Consider the following 23112-nt stretch of genomic DNA (forward strand, 5'->3'; position numbering starts at 1 on the left):
GGGCGCAGGCGGGTCGCGACCCACATCCGTGCCTCCATGCGCAGTTTGATGGCGGGCACGTCGTCACGGCCGGTGGCGCGGTCGGCTATGGTTATGATTTCCTCGGCCAGCGTATCGGCAGCCGCCTCCCGCGCGGTGGCATACAGGGCGCGAAACCCCTCATTGTCGCGCAGCCAGCGGAACACCGTGGCCCGGTGCGGCATGACCGGATCATTACAGATCGCGCGCAGGCTGTGCCCATCAGCCAGCCGGATGCAGATTTCTTCCGCCAGCCGGCGGCTGTACGCCCCGCGCCGCGCGCCCGGTGTGGCGGGTTCGGGCATGGTCATTCTTCCCTGTTGTCCGGCGGACATGAAAACGCCCGGGCTGCCGTGTGGGGCGGTCCGGGCGCGGTTGTGTCATGATAGGGTTGTTATGCGGAAAAACCGTGCAGGTGGGAACTGGTTTTGTTTCCGGTCGTGCGATCGGGGTGCATCATCATTTCATTGAGGGGAGCCGGACGTGGATGGCGGCAATGGAAAGGCTGCGTCTTCCAGCGTCTGGGTCGTCTGCCATAATATATCGTCCTGCATATCATTACTATGCATGACCATGCCAACCTTATGGTCTGTTTCCATAAGGGCGCGTATCCGTGCTATATAACTGTCAGGTGATACTGTAGAGAGTGTCTTGATGCTTGTCGGTATCAGGGCGCTTTCATCCGGTATCTTCTGCAGGCTGCCAAAATACATGTATTGCGTGGCTTCCTTGACGCACCTGATGCCGGATGTCAGGGGATGCAGGACGCTTCGGGTGCGGACGCCAAACAGAACCTGGGTGACGACATTCATTTTATTGTTTGGGGAGACCCATTTTACCTGCAACATGACCAGGTCCGTTGGTTCCGGTCTGCCAACCTGACAGGACCCCTGCGTGCCACGCTGCCCCAGGTCCAGAAGTGTAATGGACCTGACATCTTTATTGGCCGAAATTGACGCGACGAGGGGCGTATCAAGGTCAAACCCGTTCTTCCCCATATTATGCAAGGTATATAAACTCTGCCCCTTGCGGATCAGCTTCGTTTCCATTTTCTCGGAAAATGAATCATCCTGGGCCATGAAATCCTGTGCCATGGACGTCTGTGGGGAATTGACGATATCCCGGATTGTCGCGTTTTTTATGATATCGGCAGCAGCGGTGTCATCAATGCGCAATACAATCCTGTTGTCCGTGTCCTGTGGATGACCGGGCGTGGGCGCATCCTTTGTATCGGACTGAACGGCAGGTGCTGACCCTGCAACCGCATTGTTCCGTGCCGGATCTTCGTTCGGGGCCACCGGGGGCGGTGCTGGCGTCATCGGGGCTGGCGTGACGGCTACCGGACCGGCCTGCGCAACATTTTCAGGGCCTGCCGCAGGCTGTGCCCCGGCGGGACTGGCTGTTTCCTGCTCCTGGCCGGACTGTTTACTGACCGGCGCGCCTTGCAGAAGAACCTGTGCATCCGCATCAGACAGGAAACCATTCACGACCGGCCGGCCGGTCACCCTCTGCCATGTTTCAATTGCATTTCTGGTTGCTTCCCCATACACGCCATCCACGTTTGTCGATGGTGGCAGATATCCCAGCGCTATTAATTTTCCCTGCAGGGCCAGGTGTTCATCTATGGGGCGATCTGCTTCTTCCAGTGCGGCGCCAGACAGGCGCAGTCTGTACCTGGCCGTTATTGCATCTATATTAGAGATGTAGCAGTCAGGATCGGCGGGGGGTGGCTGTTGCGGATCTGTTGCAATGATGCACTGCTTCAATATCCCCTCATCCGTCATCGCTTCGTCCCGGAGGGATCGCCATCCTGCCTTTCCAACAAACTGCCGCAGCGCGTAATAGGTCTGGTCAAACATAAGTTCATGCCTGGCCGTTTCGCTGTTTTCACAAAGCATGGTTGCAATACTGTCCGTGGAATGATCAACGGCACAATTGAAATCCGGCCTGTACTGCTGGCCATATGCTGTTCCTGACAGGAACAGCAGTGTTGAAAATAACATAAACCGCCGCAAATCCGCCTCCGGCACCAACAGGAACTTTTATATTCTTACAGTACGTCATGCGATAACCTGCATGCGCGTGACGTGTTTATTACGCCGTGGCGGATCAAGGCAATCATCCTGTCATGTTCTTTTTTACACTTGAAATTCCCATCTGCTGAATAATGATGGCGTCCCTTGCGGATACCTGCCCTTCAATAACGATTTGTGTTCCTGCAGTGCTGTCGTGCTGATCCGGTTGCCCGGCCGGGCACGGCATTCACACGTCTGCGCCCTGTCCCGGCATTTCCCGTGCGATGTTGAACACAACGCCCCCACCATCCCCCGCACAATACCGAAACCCCGTAACCGCAAACACCGCCTCCACCGGGATATCAAAATAGAAATCCAGCATCCCCGGCGGGTAACCGCTTTCGGTTTCCTCACGCTCCATGGCGGCGATAGTTTCGTGTAACTGCGCGGGTGGCGTGCCGGTCAGGGTCAGGTCGTGCGGGCCTGCGGCCTGGCCTTGGTGGGTTACGGACCAGACCTGCGCGCCGTCATGGTACCCGCCTGCGGCACTTTCGTACCGGCGTTCATCCACCATGCAGGTCACGACCGTGGCGCCAGCGGAATATGCCGCCAGTCTGGCTTCATGCGCCCGCGCCGTGGCCGGGTCGTTGCACACCACCACCGTCCACCCGTCGGGCAGGCTGGCGATGGACATGGGGGCCGGGCGGGTGTCGTCCTGTGGCGTGCCGGTATCCGTCAGGCCCATGCGGGCCAGAACCGTGGCGCGGTCGATGCCGTGGAACGCGAACGAAGTGACCGCATGCCCCGCCGGTCGGGGCGGACAGGTTTCGCGTATGTGGAAACGCAGCCGGATGGGGGGGAAGATATCCTGTGTGCCCTCGCTCACCTGGGCCGGGGCGAAGGTCACGCCCGCCTCCCCCACGCGATAGGGATAGACGATGTTTTCCGCCGTGCCGTCGCGGTGGGCGCACATGATGACGGCGGCCTGCACCGGACCGTCGCCACCGGGCAGCAGCACGGTGCAGTTGGCGACCACCGCCGCCGCCCGCGCGCCTGTCCGCATTGCCGCGTCCTGCACCGCGTCGCGCGCGCGATCAAGCTGTATGGCGCTGTCGGCCTGCCCGCCGGGGCCGGCCACCGTCTCGATCACGCCCAGATAGCGACCCGGGGCCATGACCGCGCCAAACGGGGCAAAGACGCCCTGCCGTGACAGAAGCCGCTCCACTTCGGGGCGCATATGGGCGGCAAGGCGGTCAAAATCCCGCCGTGGCGTGGCCAGCCAGTCCGGCAGGTCAGCCTCGGCCCAGCCTTTGTACACGTCCATCCCTGTCTCCCCGTGCCGGTTCGGGGTCATGATGGGTGGTGGGGGATGGCCGTGTCAATCCGGCGGGGCAAGGGTCCGGACAGCGGGTGCGATCGTCCGTACCCGCCGGTTCGAAAACCTTAATCTGCCGTCACCGTCCGGCCCACGCAGAACCCAAGCCCCGTCACCGCGAACGGCAGCACCGCCAGCATCAGGCTGGTCCGGTCGGCCAGGCCGGTAATGCGGGTGAAATTGACCATGATCACATACAGCACCGCGCACAACGCCACCGCCGCAACGCACGGAATGACCGTCGCGCTGAACGGCCGCCCGCGCGACAGGTCACGCCGGCGGGCAAAGAACGCCACGACCGCCGTTGATGTCAGGATCATCAGCACGACAATGCCGATGGTCGAAATCCCGGCCATCGACCCGAAGATATCCACCAGCGGGTCCACCCCCGACAGTGCGGCGGCCACCAGCAGCACGCTGGCCGTGCCCGTCTGCACCACGGACGCCACGTGGGGCGAGGCATGGCGGTCATGCGTGCGGGCCAGGAAGGCGGGCATGATCCCCTCGCGCCCCAGCGCAAGCTGGTAACGGGCAATGATGTTGTGGAACGACAGCAGGCACGCGAACAGGCTGGTCAGCAGCAGCACCTGCATGGCCTGCTGCATCACCCGGCCCGCGTACCGCCCCGCCGTTTCCAGCACGATGTTCTGCCCGTGGTCCAGAAACCCGCGCGTGACCCCGGTAATGCTGTCCGCCCCCCATGCATGGATCACGCACCAGCACGATATGGCGTAGAACAGGCCGATAATCACCACCGCGCCATAGGTCGCGCGTGGAATGGTGCGCTGCGGGTCGCGGGCTTCGTCACGGAAAATGGCCGTGGCCTCGAACCCGATGAACCCGGTAATGGCGAACAGCAGCGCCACCGCGAACGGCCCCGCCGCCTGCCCCGCGTCGGGCACGGGGGCCACGGGCATGGGGTGCCACATGATGGCGGCGTTCATGACCACCACCACCCCGATTTCCAGCACCAGCGCCACGCCCAGCACGCGCGAACTCAGGTCGATATGCCGGTAGCCCATCAACGCCACCGCCGCCAGCACGCCCGCCGCGTACAGCCACCACGGCAGGGCCGGCCCGCCCCACTGGCGCACCGCGTCATCCATGGACCAGCCGAAAAACCCGTAAACCCCAAGCTGTATGGCGGTATAGGTCAGCAGCGCCAGGAACGCCCCCGCCCGCCCGCACCGCGCGCCCAGCCCCGCGCGGATATAGCTGAAGAACGCGCCCGCTTCGGTCATGTATTGCGTCATGGCGACGAACCCGACCGAAAACAGCAGCAGCACAACCGCCGCCGCGACAAACCCGGTCCATGCAAGCGGCCCGTTGCCCTGCGTGATCGCCAGCGGCACGTTGCCGCTTATGACCGTAAGGGGGGCGGCGGCCGCAATGACCATGAAGATGATTTCCGCCACGCCCAGGTTGCCCGAAAGCCGCCCCGTGCTGGCGGTGCCGCATGCGGCGGTGGTCGTGGTGGCGGCGTCTGCCCGCGCGGTCATGCCGTCAGGCCCATGTCACGGTACAGGTCCATCCTGCGGTCGGCCAGGAAGGGGTTTTCACGCTGCGCGCGCGCGACCAGGCCGGGTTCGATATCGGCCACCAGCAGCGCCTCCTCCATCCCCGCCTGCGCCAGCACCGTGGCGTCGGGCGCGATGATGCGGCTGTTGCCCACGTAAACCGTGTCGCGCTCGCGTCCGGTATGGTTGATGTAGGCCAGGTAGATCTGGTTTTCCCACGCCCGCGTGCGCACCAGTTCGCGGGCGGAAAACAGGTATGGCTCCATCAGCGCGGTGGGCACCAGCAGCGCCTCGCACCCCGCCTGCGCCACGTGGCGGACATATTCGGGAAACTCCACGTCATAACAGATCATGCCCGCCACGCGCACCCCGCCAAAGGGCACGACGGCGGAAGGCTGCGCGCCGGGCAGGAAGAACGCGCGTTCCATGTCGCCAAACAGGTGCAGCTTGCGCACATGCAGCACCTGCGCGCCGTTGCGGTCCAGCAGCATGGCGCTGTTGTACAGCCCGTCGGGCGTGTGTTCGGCATACCCCACCATGACCGCCACCCCGCGCGCCATCGCGATGTTGCGCACCGCCCCCACCGCGTCGAAGCGCGCCAGGTCATACAGGCTGTCGCCAATGTCGTAGCCGGTCACGAACAGTTCGGGTGTTACCAGCAGGTCCACCCCCTGCCCCGCCGCGCGCGCCAGCGTGGCGTCGAGTTCACGCAGGTTGGCGTCAATATCCCCCGGGGTTCCCGCTGTCTGTAGGCCGGCCACGCGCATGATGTAAGGTCCTGATTTATTGCATATTCGCAATGGGTATCATGCCCGCCGCCCGACGCAACACAAATCTTGCCGCCTGCGTCATGGCGGGTGTCTCTCGACGCTTTTTGAAAAACGCTTTGCCACAGACCCCTGGCAACCGGCACTCAGGCCGCATGGGTGTGGCCGGGATCGTGGTCGTGGTCATGGCGGTGGTGCAGGTCGGGGTAATGCGGGTGGCTGTGCACCAGCCTGGTATGCACATGGCGGTGGGTGTGGGGTTCGCCCATCGGGTCATCGGGGCCGTGTTCGTGCTGGTGGTGTTCGTCATGCACGTGGCGGTGGGTGTGTTCCATTTCCTCATGCACATGTTCGTGATCGTGGCGTTCGCTCAGGTGCAGCCACAGCCCCACCGCCATGAACGCCCCCGCAATGGCCAGCCGCCCGATGTCATGCGCATGGAACAGGGCCACAGACACCACCGCCCCGATAAACGGGGCCATCGCGAAATACGCCCCCGTGCGCGCCGCCCCAAGGTGGCGCAGCCCCAGCATGAACGCCACCAGGCTGACCCCGTAGCCCAGGAAGCCCACGACCCCTGCCGCCGCCACGACCCCCGCGCCCGGCACGCTGGCATGCTGCGCCACCAGCGCCACGCACAGGTTGACGGCCCCCGCCACGACCCCCTTTATCATGGCGATGCGCACCGGGTCGGCTGCCGACAACCGGCCGCTGAGGTTGTTGTCAATGCCCCAGCACACGCACGCGGCGATGATATACAGCGCCCCGGGTGCAAACGCCGCGTGCCCCTGCCATGACAGCACGCCCGCCCCCGCCACGATGCACGCGGCGCCAAACAGCAGCCTGTGGTCCACGTTTTCACGAAACACCACCCACGCGATCAGCAGGGTCGCGATGCTTTCCATATTCAGCAGCAGCGACGCGCTGGCCGCATCACTGCGCGCCAGCCCGATCATAAGCAGCAGCGGCCCGGCCACGCCGCCGGTGGCGATCACCCCCAGCAGACACGGCAGGTCGGCACGCGTCAGCGCGGCCTCGTCATGGCTGGGCAGCCGCAGCGCCGCGCGCGCCCCCAGCACCAGCGCCAGCCCGAGGCCGGAGCCAAGGTACAGCAGCCCCGCCGCCATCTGGGGCGACATGCCACCCAGCAGCAGCTTGGCGAATGGCGTGCTGGCGCCAAACAGCACGGCGGACAGCAGGGCAAGGACAAGACCGGTTCTGTTCATCCCCCACCCATACCATACGGCATCCGGCGGGGGCCATGACGATGATGGCGCGGGGGCATGCGGGCCGTGTGCTGGCCCGTGACGGATGTGGGGCACGGATAATGCGACGAAGGGTACAGACCCTGAAGACGGTCAGGGAAGCGTTCAGGCGGACTGGGGCGCTGGCGGCTGTTATCGGGATGGCCGCGCCTGACCGGCGGGTCCGGTCGGGGCGCCGGGGCGTTTTCCCTCACCACCGTTCATGCAGGATATCCAGCGCCGCATGCAGCGTGCGGATGCGCGTGCCGGGGGCTTCGTCCATGCCACATACCGCGCACACCACGCGGCCGCGCGCCGGGGTCAGCAGCGACAGGGCGCGGTCAATGGCGCGGCGGGCGTGCATGCTGGCCTCGGTCTCCTCCATCGTGCCGCCGCCGCCCGTGCCGGTATGGGGCGTGTAGCGCTGCACCAGCCGCCCGCCGCGCATGGCCCGCAGCCAGCATGCGCGGAACCGCAGGCCCGCCGCGTGCTGGTCGGCGGTCAGGGCGGCGTTGGCGCGGTGGAACAGGCGGTCCAGCATGCACGCGTCACGCACCCGGCGCACGGCCTGCCGCGGGGTGCGCGGGGCCAGTTCCACACAGTCCCGCACCACCATGCGGGCGCGGGCGGCGGGGCCATCGGCCCCCATGTCGGGCTTCAGCCCCATGGCAATGTCACGCGCGGCCAGGCGCGCGCGGCGGTCGGCGCGCAGGATGGCGGCCACGCGGCGGCGTTCCCCTTCGGGGGCGTCAGGGGTACGGGCAAGGGGTACGGACATGGCGTTTCCTGTGCAATCTGTATGATATTTTCATACTAACCGCCCGCAATGCAGGCGGCACGCCCGGGCGTACCCCTTGCAGCCGGGGCCAAGGGGTACAGGCACGCCACGCCACACCCCCCGGTTTTCCGCGCTTTCTGGTCTGGGCGTACCCCTGTTCCCTCCGTACCCCTTGGAAAACAATTTCAGTCACGGAGCATGGATAAGGGACCACCATGGAAAGTTTGCGGTTGCAAGGGGTACGGAGGGAACAGGGGTACGCCCGACCGCCTTGCGTGGCCGGTCCCGGAATTACATAAGGCAATGTAAAACCATGCTTGAGTGTTTGCTTAACCCCCGTTTGACAGTGGGCCGGAAGCGCCGTCTATTGTCGTTCCGTAATGTTTATGGGGATCATGTTCCATGGGACTGTCGTTTCGTCATGCCGTATGCATGGCCGCCCTGCTGTCATGCGCGTCGCCCGCCATGGCCCGGACCGTGCCGGCCGATGTCGTCTTTACCAACGGCTATATCTACAGCGTTGATAAAAAGGACCATGTGTACCAGGCCCTGGCGGTAAAGGACGGGCGCATCGCCTATGTCGGCAGCAACGCGAAGGCCGGGCGTTATGTCGGCCCCGCCACGCAGCGCGTGGACCTGGGTGGACGGATGATGATGCCGGGGCTGGTGGACGGGCACATGCACCCGCTGGACGGGGGCAAGAGCCTGATGGGCTGCTCGCTGGACTACCTGGCCCTGACGCATGATGAATTCAGCCAGCGCGTGCGCGCCTGCACCGCCAACCCCGCCCTGCGTCGCGCCAATGGCACGCTGGTGGTCCATGGCTGGTTTCAGGAGGCCATGAAGCCCGCGGGCGTGCGCCTGACGAAGGAAGACCTGGACCGCATCGACCCCCGCCGCCCCATCGTGGTGCGGTCCACCTTTGGCCATACCACGCTGGTCAATTCGGCGGCGTTGCGCATGGCGGGCATCACGGCGTCGACCAAGGCCCCCGCGGGGGGCGAGATCGTGCATGATGCCAAGGGCCAGCCCGCCGGCGTGCTGGAGGACGTGGCGCAGGACCTAGTCGAACGTGTCGATCCCCCGCTGAGCGCGGATGAAAACGTGCAGGCGGCCCGCGCGTCGCTGGCGGCCATGCGTGAACAGGGCATTACCGGGTTCCTGGACGCATGGGCGCTGGATGATGACCTGTCCAGCTATACCGCGCTGCAGAAAAGCGGCGAACTGACGGCCCGCGCCCATTTCGCCCCGCTGGTTGAACCCGCCACGGGCACCGATGTGGCGGGCAACGTGCAGCGGCTGAAATCCATCGCGGCAAAATACGATCAGGGGCCGATTGGCGTGGACCCCGGCATTACCGTGCGCAATGTCAAGTTTTTCATGGACGGGGTGATCGCGGCCCCCGAACTGACCGGCCGCGTGCTGCAGCCCTATTATGTCAATGCCGGCACGAAGGACGCGCCCAACTGGGTGCCCGGTACGTCGCTGGGGCCCGCGCCATATTTCCCGCCCGCGGTCCTTGGCCCGCTGCTGCAGGGCGTGGTGCAGGCCGGGTTTGACCCGCACATGCATGCCGATGGCGATGGCGCGGTGCATATCGCGCTGGATGGCGTGCAGTACGTGCGCGAACACCTGCCGCATGCCGATTTCCGCCCCGCCATCGCGCATGACGAACTGGTCTCCCCCGCCGACGTGCCGCGCTACAGGCCGCTGGACGCCGTGGCGGTGCTGTCGTTCCAGTGGGAAAAGGAAGGACCGGATACGGTGGATGCCGGCCGCGACTTCCTTGGCCCCGAACGCGCGAAGGCGATGGAGCCCGCATGGCCGCTGTACAAGGCCGGGGCGCGGATCGCCTATGGTTCCGACTGGCCGGTGGACCGCCTGAACGAATGGTTCGCGCTGAAGGTGGGCGTCACCCGCACCAACGCCCCCGAAGCGGGCGAGAAATATTCACACCCGCTGGGTGACGCCCCCGGCCTGCCCCGGCCCGCGGTGCTGCGCGCGATCACCATGAATTCGTCATGGGAACTGCGTTCGGACACGCTGACGGGATCGCTGGAACGCGGCAAGCTGGCGGACCTGATCGTGCTGGACCGCAACGTGATGCAGATCCCGGCGGCGGACATCGCCAATACGAAAGTGCTGCTGACCATGGTGGGGGGCAAGGTCGTCTATAACCGCGACGGGTCCATCGCGCTGAACGCCACGACCGGCCCGGCGCGGTAACCGGCCCCGACTGACAGGCGTTTCCGGGCGCCGCCTTTTTTCACGAAGGCGGCGTCTTTCCATCCCCAGCCGGCGCGACCCACACCCATTGCGGCCCGGACGTGGCGCAGCGCAGCCTGCGGCGGGTCCAGCCCAGGCCGCGCAGGATGGTGGCCACGCGCTTCTGCGCCATGCGGTCCTGACGGTCGCGCGGCAGGCCGAGGGCAAGGTGCAGCACATCCGCCATGCGCACCTGCGCCTGCCGGGCGATGGCGCCGACATGCCCGTTCTCCAGCCACAGCGGCATGGGGGACGTGGCCTCGACATGGTCGGCTTCGGCCCATAGCTGCGCGCGCCATTTTTCGACCCATGCCACGTCGGCATGCGCGCAGGTGACGGGCCAGTAGCGGCGGTTGCCGGTGGGGTCGGTCAGGTATTCCTCCTCGTTGGTGGTGCCGGCAAAGACGCACTGGCGCGGGCGGGTGACCTCGAACGCGCCATAGGTGGGGCGGTAGCGGTCATGCTGGCGGCTGAAAAACGCCTTGGCGTCGCGCGCGCTGCTGCGGCCCAGCGCCTGCAGTTCGGCCATTTCCACGCCCCATACCCCCAGCAGGCCCTGGGCTGCGTCCTTTTCCCCCAGGTCGCGCGGCAGGTCGTCCTTGAACCACGCCGTGCCGAACAGCGTGGCCAGCAGGCGGCTCTTGCCCATGCCCTGCCGTCCCTCCAGCACCGGCACGTAGTCGAACTTGCACCCCGGGCTGCGCACCCGGCGCACGGCGGCGCACAGGAAACGCGCGCCCACGGCGGCATGGTACGCATCATCCGCACAGCCCAGCGCATGGTGCAGCCATGCGCCAAGGCGCGGCGTGCCATCCCACCGCAACCCGTCCAGCCATTCGCGCACGGGGTGCGTGCGGCACATCATGGCGGCGGTGCGGCAGGCCTGCTCGCCCACCGTGCGGCTGACCGGCAGGTCATAGGCGCGTTGCAGGTACGCCTGGATCAGGGCGGCGTCCATGTCCTCCATCGGGCGGGGATAGGGTCCGGGCGCTGGCTGCGCACTGTCATAGGGCGGTGGCGCGGCGCGGGTGATGATATGGCGGCAGCTGAATTCGTCCCACGCCAGCATGCCACGCAGCCGCGCGTCATGCCCCAGCAGCACGAGGCAGTTGCTGAGGGATGGCACGATCCGTCCCCCCGCCCCACGGGCCAGCAGGTCCATCCATGCGGGACTGGCGGGCGCATCCGCCCCGGCAGGTGTGACCACTACCATGTCAAGGTAGTGCTCTCATGACGGGGCGCGGGTTGCGCAGCCCCGCATTCAGGCCCGAACGGATGGTGGCGCGGGCTTCGTTCAGCGGAATCCGGCGGCGCTGCGCCGCATGCAGCAATGTATCACGCGCCTGCGCCATGTCCATCATGCCCGCCCCGCACCACCGCCCCAGCGCATAGGCGCGGGCGTTGAGCGTGGTGTTGGCCATGCCCGCCGGCGCGTCACACACGGCATGCAGCGCGCGCAGCAGCACGCCCGGCGCGCGGTCGGCCGCCATGCGGCGCGGGGGCATGGGCTGTGGCGCGGGGGCCAGCAGGGCCGCCAACCAGTGCGGGATGGGTGGCGGCGGCACATCCCACGGCGGCACGCGCCACGTATACGCCCCGCCCGTGGCCGGGTGCGCGCCCGGCGGAATGGTGACCGCCTGCCGCCCCCGGTGCGGGTCCAGGCCGGGGGCGGGACAGCCCGCCTGCCCGCGCAGGGCCTGCCCGTCATGGCGGAAGAACAGCACCGCGCCGCCCGACCAGCCGGTGCGTGTCATGGGGCGTGGCGGCAGCGGGCCGTGGCGGCGGACCAGCGCGGCAAGGGCGGCCACCCCGTCGGCGGCATGGGTGCCGGGGCGGTCCACATCCAGCGCGAACAGGCGCGATGGCCCGCATACCACCCGCCACCCGCATCCGGGCCAGCGCGCGGCCCAGCGGGCGATTATGTCGGGCTCACAGGTGGCATGGTCCACCGCGCCACGGAAACACGCGGCGCGTGAGGCCGCATGCACGGGCAGCACATGCCACCCCATGCGGGCCACGCGGTACAGGTCGGGCGGGATCGTGTCGGTCATGGGCGGGTTTTATGGGACATATCCCACTCCGTCAAGGAATAATGGGATATATCCCCTCTACACAGGGCGGGCGGATTATGGGACAGTTCCCATTATGGATACACGCTCCCCCGCCGCCACCGAGATCGAGCGCCGCATGGCGCTGCTGAACCTCAACAAAAAGCGCCTTGCCGAGCTGGCGGGCCTGAACGAAACCTATGTCCATGACATTCTGCGCGGAAAGTCGCGCAATCCCGGCGGCGACCGGCTGGAAAAGGTCGCCGCCGTGCTGGGCTGCACCGCCAGCGACCTGCTGCGCGGGGGGGCGGCCGGCAATCCGGGGCCAGCGGCCGCGCGGCTGAAGGCGCTGCGTGAACGCGCGGGCTATACCGTGCGCGCGCTGGCGCGTGACGTGGGGCTGGGGGACAGGTTTTCCAGCTATGCCTTTTATGAAAACAAGCTGAAAAAAGAGTATATTCCCGTCGAACTTGTGCGCAAGCTGGTGCCGCTGCTGACCGACCGGGGCGATCCCCCCATCGCCGCGAGCGAGGTCTGGGCCCTGTCCGGCATCGTGCCCGGCGCCACCGACCTGAACGAAAGCATAAGCCGCGCCGAACGCGCCACCATGCCCACGCAGGCCGATGACGGGGCGATAACGGTGCATGAATACGACATATCCCCGCAGGCCGGCGCGGGCGCGATCGTGGATCACACCGCCTGTGGCGATGGGGAGGGGCACCCGACGCTGGATTCATGGCGCATCCCGCGCGACTTCATCCGCAACTACCTGCCGGACACCGGCGGGCTTGCGATCATCCGGGTGGCGGGCAATTCGATGGAACCGGAATTCGCCGCCGGCGACCGCGTTCTGGTTGACACCGGCCACCGCGTCCCTTCGCCCGACGGGGTGTACGTATTGTGGAACGGCATGGGCGTGGTGATAAAGCAGTTGATGCTGGTCCCCAATTCCCGCCCCCCGCGCATCCGCATCATCAGCGTCAATCCCACCTACCCTGTCGATGAGGTCGATGCATCCGACCTGGTGATAAACGGCCGGGTGGTGGGCAAGTGGGTGTGGAAATAGGGGCGGCATTCCCATAAACACGTTATGGGCTACAATGCGTGGTAATTTTTATTGTTCAAGCATATAAAATTTAAGACATGCTGCCTTTTGTAGAAAAAGGCAGCATCCTTAGCCTATTTTATTTAACGGCGGTTCGGCAGTTTTAATGCCCAACGAAGCATATCCGCCAAAATGGGGTAAATATCATTATGCTTGGCCCCAAAGCGGAAATATCCCCCTTGCAATGCGCCAATGTCGCGATTGGCTGCCCCAGTATCATCTGGCAAATAGTCGGATAAGCCCTCGAGGCCCGCGTCCTTACGTTCCTGCTGTGTCAGGCCATAGTAATTCCACATGGGATTGCTATGGGAGAAATCAACTTCAGGTAGTTTTGAAAGAAAGCGTGCGTATAACTCGTCTGAATCAGCAGGACGGCGGTTACTGAAATTTAGATCATAGGTGAGCTTAGCAAAAGCCTTCATGACCACAGGTTGGGCTGCAACGGTTTTTTCCCTGGCTTTGTCTTCACCAAAATGCGGAATTTTCCTGATATGGCCCCATAAATCAAGAACGGTCGGCTCTCGTGGTTCAATAACGGCAGGCGTTGCGCCGCCAATATTACTTTTGTTAAGAAAAGCAATGGCGTTAACCGCTACCAAGTCCTTTAGAACGAGCGCGCCTTTATCCTCGCTCCAATCCTTCGGTTCGGTTTCGGTCATGGGAAGATTATATGTTTCCTTCAAATCCCGCTTGATAAACTGCGTAATGGGATTGGCACCATCAAACTTAAACGCAAGGGACGAATCTACTTTCTTACCTAGACGGTTCAAATCATGAAAAAGCTGACGTTCCTGATCGATATCAAGGCCAAGATGGACCTCCACCGTCAGGGACGAGAACGAACGCGCCGCATCATAGGCTTCGTTCCAAACTTGCATGTCGCTTTCGGTAATCTGCGTACCTTTTTCATTGGGCATCAGTACGATGCCCTTGCTGGGATATTTTCCTGTCTGTCGCAATTGCTCCAGAAATTTTATAACGAGATTCGCAGCGTAACGACGATGCTGGCCATCCACCACCCACAGAACATGGCGTTCAGACAAGAATACCTTGAAGGCAGCGGTTTCACCTGTGGCAGTCTCCAGCCGGATCCCCCGGATACCGCCCGGACCGTTGCCGCCAAAGGGAATATTGCGAATATTGCAAACCAGAGGCTGAAGCGAGAAATATGGCTGATCCCCTAGACGATTTAATAGATTATTAAATGCGTCCGGCACGTCCTTGCCCATGCTTATCCGTCGACTTTTAGCAGCGGAAACTAGGCCCTTCATCATATAAACAGCTAATTTTTTAGCATGCGCTTCGTCTAATGCCCTTTGTGAGACGGGGCCCGCATCCCGATCGTTCGCCACGGCTGAGATATCCGTGAATTTACGAAATGGCACGGACATCGTGAATACGCGATGGCCTAAATTATGCCCGATGAAAACATTAAACGGCGTTTCGTTCACGTCGCCCATTTCAGCGAGGACATCAAGAGTATCTAAATCTTGAGGCCCACCCGCAGGGCTGGAAAAATCACTTAGACTGGGATAAGATGTCATCTGGCTTCTCATTCGTTGTTGTACCAGGGATAATGTTTTGCAGACTTTCCTCCCTGGTGTTTTTAACGATTACCCCAGGGGAATATTCATGTCAATGTAGGTTTCTCCTGGGGGGTATTTTTTGAGATACATGCTCAAAATTATATCCCTCCTGGCTCTGCCGATGTGATTGTCGCGTATTAAGCCTTTTGCCCTACTGACGCCGCATTCACCCCCTAGGCACACATCCTGCGCCCGCCACCGCTGCCCGGATGCTTCATGCCTGCTGCCCGCATATCCCCTGCATTACAACCCCATGCCATGACCGGCGTTATGCCTGTCATGACCGATACGACATCCATTCCCGCCCGTTTCCGCCTGCCCGCGATGGCCGTGCTGTGCATGGCCACGCTTCCGGCCCATCCCGCCCGGGCAGAAAGCCAGCACCTGACCCTGGTCCCCGCCAACACCACCGTGCTGCTGCATGCCGACAGCGTGGTGGGCGCGATGGAGGGGCGGTTCGCCCGCGTGTCGGGCACGCTGGATTACGACCTGTCGCGCCAGACCTGCCATGTCGACCTGACCATGGACGCGACCAGCGTACACATGGACACCGTGGTGGAGCGCAAGGCCGCGAAATCGGGCAACATGCTGGACAGTGACCGCTTCCCCACCACCCGTTACGTGGGCGACTGCAGCCCCCGCGTGGTGAAGGGACAGGTCCGGTCGCGCATGGTTGGCCGCCTGACCATGCGCGGACAGACCCACCCCATGACATTTGACACGCAGATGGTCTTTACCGGCAACACCCTGACCATGCTGGACAGCACCGGCACGTTCGACGGCCGCCAATGGGGCATGTCCACCATGCTGCACACCGTCAGGCCCCGCATGCGCACCGAAACGCGCATCACCCTGCCCGCCACCCCTGCCGCCCGCGGCTAGATCGCCCCGCGGCTCAATCGCCCCACGACTCAATCGCACAGAAAGCGCGCCCCCCATGACCGACCAGACGACCGCCCCCCGCACGCTGGATGAAATCGCCTGCTATCACGCCCATGTCTATTTTGACGACACGGCCACGCGTGACACGGCAGCCCGCCTGCGGGAACAGATCGCCGACCGTTTCGCCGTCAGGCTGGGCCGCTGGCACGAAGTCGCGGTCGGCCCGCACGTCGCGCCCATGTACCAGGTGGCGTTTGGCACCGACCTGTTCGCGGCGCTGGTGCCGTGGCTCATGCTGAACCATCAGGGCCTGAGCATCCTGATCCACCCCGGCACCACCAACCCGCGCCGCGACCACATGCGCGACAGCATGTGGATCGGCCGCCCCCGCGCGCTGCTGTCCGACCGCCTGCCCGAACAGACGTCCGAGCCCGATGGCGTGGGCGAAATCAATACCCGGCCCGATGCAAAGGCCATGTGACCGGCTGGACCGTCTGGAAATGACAGAAGTTTCTGGTGAAGCTTTTTTCAAAAAGCTTCAGGGAACGTCGCCTTTTCTGAAAAAAGGCGGCGTCCAGAGGCTTCTGTTTTTTATCCATACCATACGAAACGGCCCTATGACCCCGCCGGCCGGCATCGCATGCGGGCATGTTGCATAAAACCATTTATTTTCCGGCCGTGTTTCCATATGGAAGCATGATGGCCGGTTCGCACGACAGTCCTGATCCCTCCCTTACCCGTTTCATTGACTGGGCGTATCAGGCGTCCGTCGCGGGCGTGGGCAGGGCCGGATCGGCGGAAGACGTGGCCCGCGCCTGCCTGGCCCGCAATGGCGGCGATACGCTGCGGGCGGCGCGCGCGCTGATCCGCCGGCAGAATGCCAAGGCCGCGACGGCAGGATTCATAAGCGGCCTGGGCGGCCTGGCCACGCTGCCGCTTGCCCTGCCCGCCAATGTCGCGGGCGTGCTGTATGTGCAGGTACGCATGATTACGGCCATCGCCGTCATGGGCGGGCATGACATCCGTGATGCGGACGTCAAGGCCGCGTGCCTGTCCTGCCTGACCGAAGTGGGGCTGGAGGAAGTGGCCAAGAATATCGGCCTGTCCATTGCCGGGTCCGCCGCCGTGAACAATATCGGCAACCGCGTCGTGGTCGAGACCAAGAAGCACCTCGCCCGCCGTGCCCTGCACGCGGTCGCGGCGCGGGGTCTGGCCGGTGGCGCGGCGGCGGCCGTGCCCGTGCTGGGCGGCGTGATTGGCGGCACGTTTGACGGCCTGAAAACCAACCGCATCGGCCGCGCCGCCATCCGGCAGTTCATCACGCAGCCCATTCCCGCCCGCCTGACGCCGCCACACGATGACAGGAACGACACGGAAGCATAAGCGCCCGCCCGCATTGCGTGACAGGCGGCATGGCGATCTGGCAACGATCCCGTCCACGGTTTCCAGTGCAGGCATCAGGCATCATTCCGCACGCGTTCCCTGTCGCGCCATGCCAGAAGGCACAGCGCCTGCATGCAGACCGCCCCCAGCGGCAGCCAGACAAATCCGGCCATGATCCAGAATGACAGACCCGGTGGCTGCGTAACCCCGCCCTCGACATAATGGCCCTGTGACAGGAACTGCGCCAGGACAAAGCCGGTCAGCCCCATCGCCAGCTTCGTGACCCATGTATTGATCGAATACGCAAGGCCCGCCGACCCGGTCGAGGTCCGCGGATCACCATCATCCACGGCATCCGCCAGCAAGGTGTAATATAGCGGCGACATCACGCCCTGCGCCAGCGCCAGAAGGGCTGCGGACAGGAAGAACCCGGTCATGGACGCCCCCGCCACGGCCATCGCCAGATAGGCCGCCCCCTGCGCGATCAGGCATATGATCCCGCTGCGGACGGTTCCCACCCACCGGGCAAGCGGAAGGCACGCGGGCACGCCCGCAAACAGCAGGACGGTGATGAAGGTAATGATATTGGCGCCCAGTTGCTCCGTGCCACCCAGAATGACCCGCGCATAATACAGCGCAAACCCGAACAGGGCCGCCTGCCCCACGAAATAGAAGAACGCCAGCAGGTTGCTCAGCACCCAGTGCCGGTTTCCCACCAGATGGCGCAGCGTGACCTTAAGATCCTGCCGCACGGGTGCCGGGGGATGCCGCACGGTGCAGCCACGCGCCACGCACAGCCACAGGATACTGCCCAGAACCGACAGGGCCAGCACATAGACCGCCATGCCATACCGGTGCTGCGCCGCGCTGTCGCCCCCGCCCAGCCATGTGATGGCGGGAATGGTCAGCAGCGCCACAAGCAGCGACCCGGCCTGGCACCCCATCATGCGGAAGGCATTCAGGCCAACGCGCCCCGTCGCGGTGCGGCTGATCATGACGGCCAGCGCGCCATAGGGCGTATTGATGCACGAATAGATCGCGCCAAACACGATATAGGTCGCGCCCGCCCACACGATTTTCCCCGTGGGCGAAAGCGGCAGGGCCAGAAAGCACGCGAAACCCGTCAGGCCAAAGGGAATGGCAAGGAAGCGGATCAGGCGCGGCACGACCAGCCCGCCGATCCGGTCAACACCATAGCCGATGGCCGGATCGCAGAAGGCATCCACGACACGCGCCACCAGCAGTATCCACGATACGGCCACCAGCGGCAGGCCATAGATATCCGTGTAATAATACATCAGGTAAGATGACGTCATGCCCCACATCATGTTGGAGGCGGCATCACCACAGCCATAGGCCATCTTTTCTTTTACGGAAAGCGCCTGCCCGTTCCCCATTACCCTGCTTTCCCTGAAATTTCAGGCCGGGCCGTACGCTGTCATGTCGTTGTGACACGACAGGCCGGACCCGACGCCATCACCCCATTGTCAGTTATCCTGTCCGCTTTCAAGAAAGAATGCCGGGGTGACTTTTCGTCCCGGACGCAGCGTGACCTGTCCGCGCGGGTTCGTCAGGCAGACAGGCCATCTGGACAGGCGCAACGGATGTTTTACCGTGGCATGGCTGCCGGGCGGTGACAGCCATGAAGCGGGGCAACCATGCACGGATGTCACGCCGTGGCATGCGGCGGGCTGTCGGGGGCGTTACCGGAAATCCGCGCGGTATTTCGTAACCGCCGCCTGCGCGCAGGCTTCGTCCTTTTCCCCGCCCGGCGCGCCGGATACGCCAATCCCGCCCAGCACGGCATGGTCCGATACCCGGCGCAACGTGACCCCGCCGGGCACGAACAGGACTTCGGGAATGGTATTCAGCGCCCCGTTCGCCGGTCCCGTCACCTTGGCCGCGATCAGCGCGCTGGTGGTGTCCATGTTGAACGCCATGCCATAGGAATAGGCCGTATAGGCCTTGCGATAGGACACCGACAGCGATTGCAGCGGCACGCTGTCGCCCTTGATGACAGCCTGCTGGTGGCCCGTCGTGTCCACCACGGTCGCGGTTACCGAATATCCCTGCTTCGCGCATGCATCCACGGCCTCGGTCGCCAGACGGGTCGCGGTCATCCAGTCTAGCTTGGGCGTCATGACCACATGCCCCTGCGCATGGGCCGCGATGCTTGTAAACAGGCCCCCCGCGACAAGGGCAGACTGCGTGAACCGGTTCATATTCATGACGCGCGCCACTTCCCTGCTGCGGACAGGGGCATGATGCAGAACCGGCGGAACGGCACGCAATCGCAAAAGCGGGGTTTCACACGATGGTGTTGGCTGCCGGATGGCATGTGAAAACTTCTGTTTTCATCCATCAGACCGGCAGTATCAGTCCCCCGCCGCCCCCATGGTGGGATAGTCGATATAGCCTTCCGGCCCGTGGGTGTAGAAGGTGGACGGGTCGGGCGGCGTCAGTTCCACGCCCGCGCGCAGGCGTTCGGGCAGGTCGGGGTTGGAAATGAAGGCCTGGCCAAAGGCCACGGCGTCGGCGCGTCCGTCCTCGATGGCTTTTTCGGCGCTGGCCCCGGTAAACTTTTCATTGGCGATATACACGCCGCCGAACTGTTTTTTCAGTTGCGGGCCCAGGCTGTCCGGCCCCTCGGCCTCCCGCGCGCAGATGAAGGCAATGCCGCGCCGACCCAGTTCGGTTGCGACATGGCCAAATGTCGCGGCGGGGTCGGAATCCCCCATGTCATGCAGGTCGCACCGTGGCGACAGATGCATCCCCACCCTGTCCTTGCCCCATACGGCGATGGCGGCATCCGTGACCTCCAGCATCAATCGCGCGCGGTTTTCGATCGACCCGCCATATTGGTCGGTGCGGTGGTTGGTGGAATCCTGCAGGAACTGGTCCAGCAGGTAGCCGTTCGCGCCGTGGATTTCCACGCCGTCAAACCCGGCCACCTTCGCCAGTTCCGCGCCACGGCGGAAGGCGTCGACAATGCCCGGTACCTCCTCCGTGCGCAGGGCGCGCGGGGTGACGTAGTCGCGCATGGGGCGCAGCAGGCTGACATGCCCCTTCGCCGCGATCGCGCTGGGTGCGACCGGGGCTTCGCCATTCAGGAAATACGGGTCCGAAATCCGGCCCACATGCCATAACTGCATGAAAATGCGCCCGCCCACCGCATGCACGGCGGATGTCACCTTTTTCCACCCTTCCGCCTGCGCATCGGTCCAGATGCCGGGCACGCCTTCATACCCGATGCCCTGCGGCGTGACCGGCGTTGCTTCCGACAGGATCAGTCCCGCCAGCGCGCGCTGGGCGTAGTATTCGGCCATCATGTCGTTGGGCACATGGCCCGGCCCGGCGCGCAGGCGCGTCAGCGGCGCCATGACGACGCGGTTGGGCAGGGTCAGCGCACCGACCTTCAGCGGGGTGAACAGGGTTGGCATGACACGTCTCCACAGGTTCATTTTGGAGTGGATGATGGGCCTGTCACCGCCTGCCTGCAACCCGTACGCGCAACCCCGGCCGCATTACGGGCATGCGCCCGCCTTTTTCAGCAGTTCGTCCCATTTCCTGCAGGTTTCCACCGCCCCCTCACCCAGCCCGGTGCGATAGAATATCTGCGTATGGGCGGGATCGTTCATTTCAAACGTGATGCCGGCCTCGCGGCTCTTGCGCCGGTTGCGGATGCTGGACAATGCGGTTTCGCGCACGGTTATCGTGCCGACTATCCCGCCATCCCATAATTCATACCTCTGTTTCTGTTCACTTTCGGGAACATCGAACAGCACGCCTGCAATTTCATCAGGCCGCGCGATGACATAATCCCCCTTTTGCATGATCATGACTTCTTGGCCGTCAAACATCAGCACATTGGGATAATTGTCGGTCAGGGTGCAGTCAGCGGTGATGACCGGGTGTTTCATCAGCGGCTGCAGGCGTTCGTCAATCAGGGTCCTGAAGTACCTGTCCTGGCGTGCGGCCTGTATCCGGGCGTTGATGACGGGCCTGCGGATAATCAGGCCCCGCAGCAGGCCAAAGGCAATATAGGACGCCGAGACCAGCATGAAGGCATGGGCGACAGGTTGCTGCACCCGCGTTATCATCATGATTATGGACAGTATGGGCCAGGCAACCAGGTAATGAAACGTAATGACCATGATCATGAGTTTTGACCTGGTACGGTATGCAATATCACCGTCCAGTTTGGCGTGGATCATTATTTGTCTCCGGGTATGTCTATTTAAAATATCATTCGGATTTCAATGCTGGCGCCTGCCAAACAGGTACCATATCGCAATCGGCCCCAGGAATATGGACGCCTGCCACAGCATGCCGTTGACAATGAACGACAGTACCAACCCGACAATCGAGGGTATGAACATGACGGTGTCGCTTGCGAACAGGTCCTTGAACGCTTCCCATCCCGCCCTGGTAAACGGGAACAGCAGGGAGGAGACCGTGTACACCGCAATGGTCATGACCGTCGTGAATGGATGCGACGGCCGGCCTGGCTGTGTGAGGAGGGTAATCATCAGGCCTTCGAGCACGAACGCTATGGCAAAGCTTTTTCCCACGAAGTCCGGGCCCAACATATGGCCAAGTTCACGATAGCAATTTTTCACCTTGATCAGGAAATCCACAGGGCGCTCCGAATTATGAACCGTAACGAACAAATCCGTTTGGCATTTTTATGACCATGTAGTCCATAATCGGCGGAAGAGTTTTCCCCATTTTGCGGCATTAATTTGAACTGGTGTGTCCAAAATTCCGCGTACGCATCCCTGCCCACCTGTCACGGCATGCCGGTGACCGGCGGGATGCAGGCCCCGGGCGTGCGGGCGCTTTATGGTTCCGTAACGGGAAAGGCCGGGGCAGCTTATGCTTCTGCGCCGGGAACGGGGGGCGTGCCCGTCAGTAACGGGCCGGGATGCGGCATGCGCAGCCACGGGGCGCACGGTCCATGCCGCGCGTCGGCCCTGTCCTGATGGTCAGGGCTGCGGCCCCTCTGGCGGCGGCAGGGTCGCGCGGATGGCGGTGGAATAATCGGGGCCGATTACGGCGCCGGGCGCGCGGTGGATGCGGCTTGCGTCATGCAGCGCGTCATAATCGGGATAGCGTTTCGGGTCATACGGTCCCAGCAGGTCCATGTCATACGCCATGTCGGCGGTATGCCCGCTGAGGATCACGCGCCAGTCGAACCGGTACCGCAGTCGCGCCCCCGCGCGCGCCAGTATGCCGGTGGTGCAGTTGTCGGTCAGGGTGTTGTACCACACGGGGCGGGAAACGATGTCATGGATCGCGCCGACATAGCTGAGGAACAGGTGTTCGCGCACCGCGGGCGCGATATCCAGCCGGTACATGTAGACCCGTTCGCGCCGGATGTCGGTGCGCACGCCGATCAGGTCGCGCTCATCGGCGGTGACATAGAACAGTTCGTAATGGTGGAAGAACCCGGCAATGGTGGAATAGGGAAACCGGGCCTGCCGCCGGGTCTCGATGGAGATGGCAAGGTGCTGGCCATCGGAAAACCCGAAGCTGAGGAACACATGCGCGATCGACTCCCCCGCCCAGTAGGAGGTCACGAGGTCTACCCGGTCCAGCCGCCGCAGGTCATACGTCGCGTCATACCATGCCGGGATATAGTCGGTTTCGGTGCGATAGCGGAAATTGCGCACGTTATGGACATGCACCACGTCCCCCACCCGCCATGCATCGGCCGGCACGGCGTATTCACCGGCCCAGACCCGGTCATTGCGCGGCGGGTCGGTGACATACCAGGTCGCCAGCGCCGTCACCGTCACCACCCGCACCGGGAACACCAGCCCCGCCGGGCGCAGCCAGCGCGCGCCGACCATGATGGCGGGAAACGCCACCGACAGCCCCAGCCGCAGCGCATCGGGCAGGATGGTGGAATAATACACAGCCCCCGCACCCAGCGCCAGGCCCGCCCCCTGTACCGCGCGGCCGCCCCAGTGCAGCGCCCGCCGCCACCCGCGCGGCCCGCCGCCGTGGCCGGGCGTCCCGTCCGGTGTCCCGCGCGGCATGTGGCCGCCTGTCCCGCCGGGGGCCGCGTCGTGCCCGCGCGGGGGCGTCATGGCCGCCCTGCCCGCGCCACCACGGCCCGCCGCGCGT

General features: G+C 64.0%; 21 protein-coding genes (1 of these 21 cut by a window edge). 5 read left to right on the forward strand and 16 right to left on the reverse strand.

Features of this window, described 5'->3' with window-relative positions:
* The 7 genes from GEU01_RS05650 to GEU01_RS05680 all read right to left on the reverse strand — a co-directional run.
* Window positions 1-353: the 5' portion of a terminase small subunit-like protein gene (locus GEU01_RS05650; protein WP_456303508.1), read on the reverse strand. 67 nt of this gene lie to the left of the window's left edge; 353 of the gene's 420 nt are visible here — the first part of the coding sequence; the start codon lies at window positions 351-353; the stop codon falls past the left edge of the window.
* 129 nt (window positions 354-482) lie between these two features.
* The gene (locus GEU01_RS23950) at window positions 483-2021 is read right to left on the reverse strand and encodes a peptidoglycan-binding domain-containing protein (protein WP_157212815.1); all 1539 of its coding nucleotides are present in this window, start codon (window positions 2019-2021) and stop codon (window positions 483-485) included.
* Window positions 2022-2280: 259 nt separating this feature from the next.
* Window positions 2281-3357 (reverse strand): hypothetical protein, encoded by a 1077-nt coding sequence (locus GEU01_RS05660; protein ID WP_019085283.1) that lies wholly within the window; start codon window positions 3355-3357, stop codon window positions 2281-2283.
* Window positions 3358-3476: 119 nt separating this feature from the next.
* The gene (locus GEU01_RS05665) at window positions 3477-4907 is read right to left on the reverse strand and encodes an APC family permease (protein ID WP_019085284.1); all 1431 of its coding nucleotides are present in this window, start codon (window positions 4905-4907) and stop codon (window positions 3477-3479) included.
* The gene (locus GEU01_RS05670; RefSeq protein WP_019085285.1) at window positions 4904-5692 is read right to left on the reverse strand and encodes a carbon-nitrogen hydrolase family protein; all 789 of its coding nucleotides are present in this window, start codon (window positions 5690-5692) and stop codon (window positions 4904-4906) included. The genes GEU01_RS05665 and GEU01_RS05670 overlap by 4 nt, the downstream gene beginning before the upstream one ends.
* A gap of 146 nt (window positions 5693-5838) precedes the next feature.
* A complete protein-coding gene (locus GEU01_RS05675) occupies window positions 5839-6918 on the reverse strand; it encodes a DMT family transporter (RefSeq protein ID WP_019085286.1) in 1080 nt (359 codons plus the stop codon).
* A gap of 229 nt (window positions 6919-7147) precedes the next feature.
* Complete coding sequence (locus GEU01_RS05680; protein ID WP_019085287.1) at window positions 7148-7714, reverse strand: hypothetical protein; 567 nt, start codon at window positions 7712-7714, stop codon at window positions 7148-7150.
* 402 nt (window positions 7715-8116) lie between these two features.
* Between GEU01_RS05680 and GEU01_RS05685 the strand changes: the two genes are divergently transcribed.
* A complete protein-coding gene (locus GEU01_RS05685) occupies window positions 8117-9940 on the forward strand; it encodes an amidohydrolase (RefSeq protein WP_026018533.1) in 1824 nt (607 codons plus the stop codon).
* A 40-nt stretch (window positions 9941-9980) separates the two neighbouring features.
* On the opposite strand, the gene GEU01_RS05690 is transcribed toward GEU01_RS05685, so the two are convergent.
* Window positions 9981-11192 (reverse strand): virulence-associated E family protein, encoded by a 1212-nt coding sequence (locus GEU01_RS05690; RefSeq protein WP_019085289.1) that lies wholly within the window; start codon window positions 11190-11192, stop codon window positions 9981-9983.
* 1 nt (window position 11193) lies between these two features.
* Entirely contained in the window at window positions 11194-12030 is an 837-nt protein-coding gene (locus GEU01_RS05695) for a bifunctional DNA primase/polymerase (RefSeq protein ID WP_019085290.1), read from the reverse strand.
* 94 nt (window positions 12031-12124) lie between these two features.
* On the opposite strand from GEU01_RS05695, the gene GEU01_RS05700 reads away from it, so the two are divergent.
* Window positions 12125-13093, forward strand: a complete 969-nt coding sequence (locus GEU01_RS05700; RefSeq protein WP_010508446.1) for a S24 family peptidase — start codon at window positions 12125-12127, stop codon at window positions 13091-13093.
* 122 nt (window positions 13094-13215) lie between these two features.
* Here GEU01_RS05700 and GEU01_RS05705 read toward each other — a convergent pair whose 3' ends face one another.
* On the reverse strand, window positions 13216-14676 hold the full coding sequence (locus GEU01_RS05705) for a DNA sulfur modification protein DndB (protein WP_049976627.1): 1461 nt from the start codon (window positions 14674-14676) through the stop codon (window positions 13216-13218).
* Between the two features lie 312 nt (window positions 14677-14988).
* Between GEU01_RS05705 and GEU01_RS05710 the strand changes: the two genes are divergently transcribed.
* The 3 genes from GEU01_RS05710 to GEU01_RS05720 all read left to right on the forward strand — a co-directional run bounded on the left by GEU01_RS05710 (window position 14989) and on the right by GEU01_RS05720 (window position 16983).
* Window positions 14989-15600 carry a YceI family protein gene (locus tag GEU01_RS05710; RefSeq protein WP_019085292.1) on the forward strand — a complete coding sequence of 204 codons (612 nt, stop codon included), beginning with the start codon at window positions 14989-14991 and terminating at the stop codon, window positions 15598-15600.
* Between the two features lie 55 nt (window positions 15601-15655).
* Window positions 15656-16081: a DOPA 4,5-dioxygenase family protein gene (locus tag GEU01_RS05715; RefSeq protein WP_010508354.1), complete on the forward strand. Its 426-nt coding sequence runs from the start codon at window positions 15656-15658 to the stop codon at window positions 16079-16081.
* Window positions 16082-16296: 215 nt separating this feature from the next.
* Window positions 16297-16983 (forward strand): EcsC family protein, encoded by a 687-nt coding sequence (locus GEU01_RS05720; RefSeq protein WP_232272413.1) that lies wholly within the window; start codon window positions 16297-16299, stop codon window positions 16981-16983.
* A gap of 74 nt (window positions 16984-17057) precedes the next feature.
* On the opposite strand, the gene GEU01_RS05725 is transcribed toward GEU01_RS05720, so the two are convergent.
* The 6 genes from GEU01_RS05725 to GEU01_RS05750 all read right to left on the reverse strand — a co-directional run bounded on the left by GEU01_RS05725 (window position 17058) and on the right by GEU01_RS05750 (window position 23024).
* On the reverse strand, window positions 17058-18380 hold the full coding sequence (locus tag GEU01_RS05725) for an MFS transporter (protein WP_019085294.1): 1323 nt from the start codon (window positions 18378-18380) through the stop codon (window positions 17058-17060).
* A gap of 306 nt (window positions 18381-18686) precedes the next feature.
* On the reverse strand, window positions 18687-19211 hold the full coding sequence (locus tag GEU01_RS05730) for a GlcG/HbpS family heme-binding protein (RefSeq protein ID WP_039794171.1): 525 nt from the start codon (window positions 19209-19211) through the stop codon (window positions 18687-18689).
* 147 nt (window positions 19212-19358) lie between these two features.
* Window positions 19359-20423, reverse strand: a complete 1065-nt coding sequence (locus GEU01_RS05735) for an alkene reductase (protein WP_019085296.1) — start codon at window positions 20421-20423, stop codon at window positions 19359-19361.
* A gap of 84 nt (window positions 20424-20507) precedes the next feature.
* Window positions 20508-21197, reverse strand: coding sequence for a hypothetical protein (locus GEU01_RS05740; RefSeq protein ID WP_010508346.1), 690 nt, complete (start codon window positions 21195-21197; stop codon window positions 20508-20510).
* Between the two features lie 42 nt (window positions 21198-21239).
* Complete coding sequence (locus GEU01_RS05745; RefSeq protein WP_220464878.1) at window positions 21240-21572, reverse strand: hypothetical protein; 333 nt, start codon at window positions 21570-21572, stop codon at window positions 21240-21242.
* A 396-nt stretch (window positions 21573-21968) separates the two neighbouring features.
* Window positions 21969-23024, reverse strand: a complete 1056-nt coding sequence (locus tag GEU01_RS05750; protein ID WP_408734717.1) for an Lnb N-terminal periplasmic domain-containing protein — start codon at window positions 23022-23024, stop codon at window positions 21969-21971.
* Between the last annotated feature and the right edge of the window lie 88 nt (window positions 23025-23112).

Origin of the sequence: Komagataeibacter europaeus LMG 18890 (assembly GCF_000285295.1) — a bacterium.
Lineage (GTDB): Bacteria > Pseudomonadota > Alphaproteobacteria > Acetobacterales > Acetobacteraceae > Komagataeibacter > Komagataeibacter europaeus.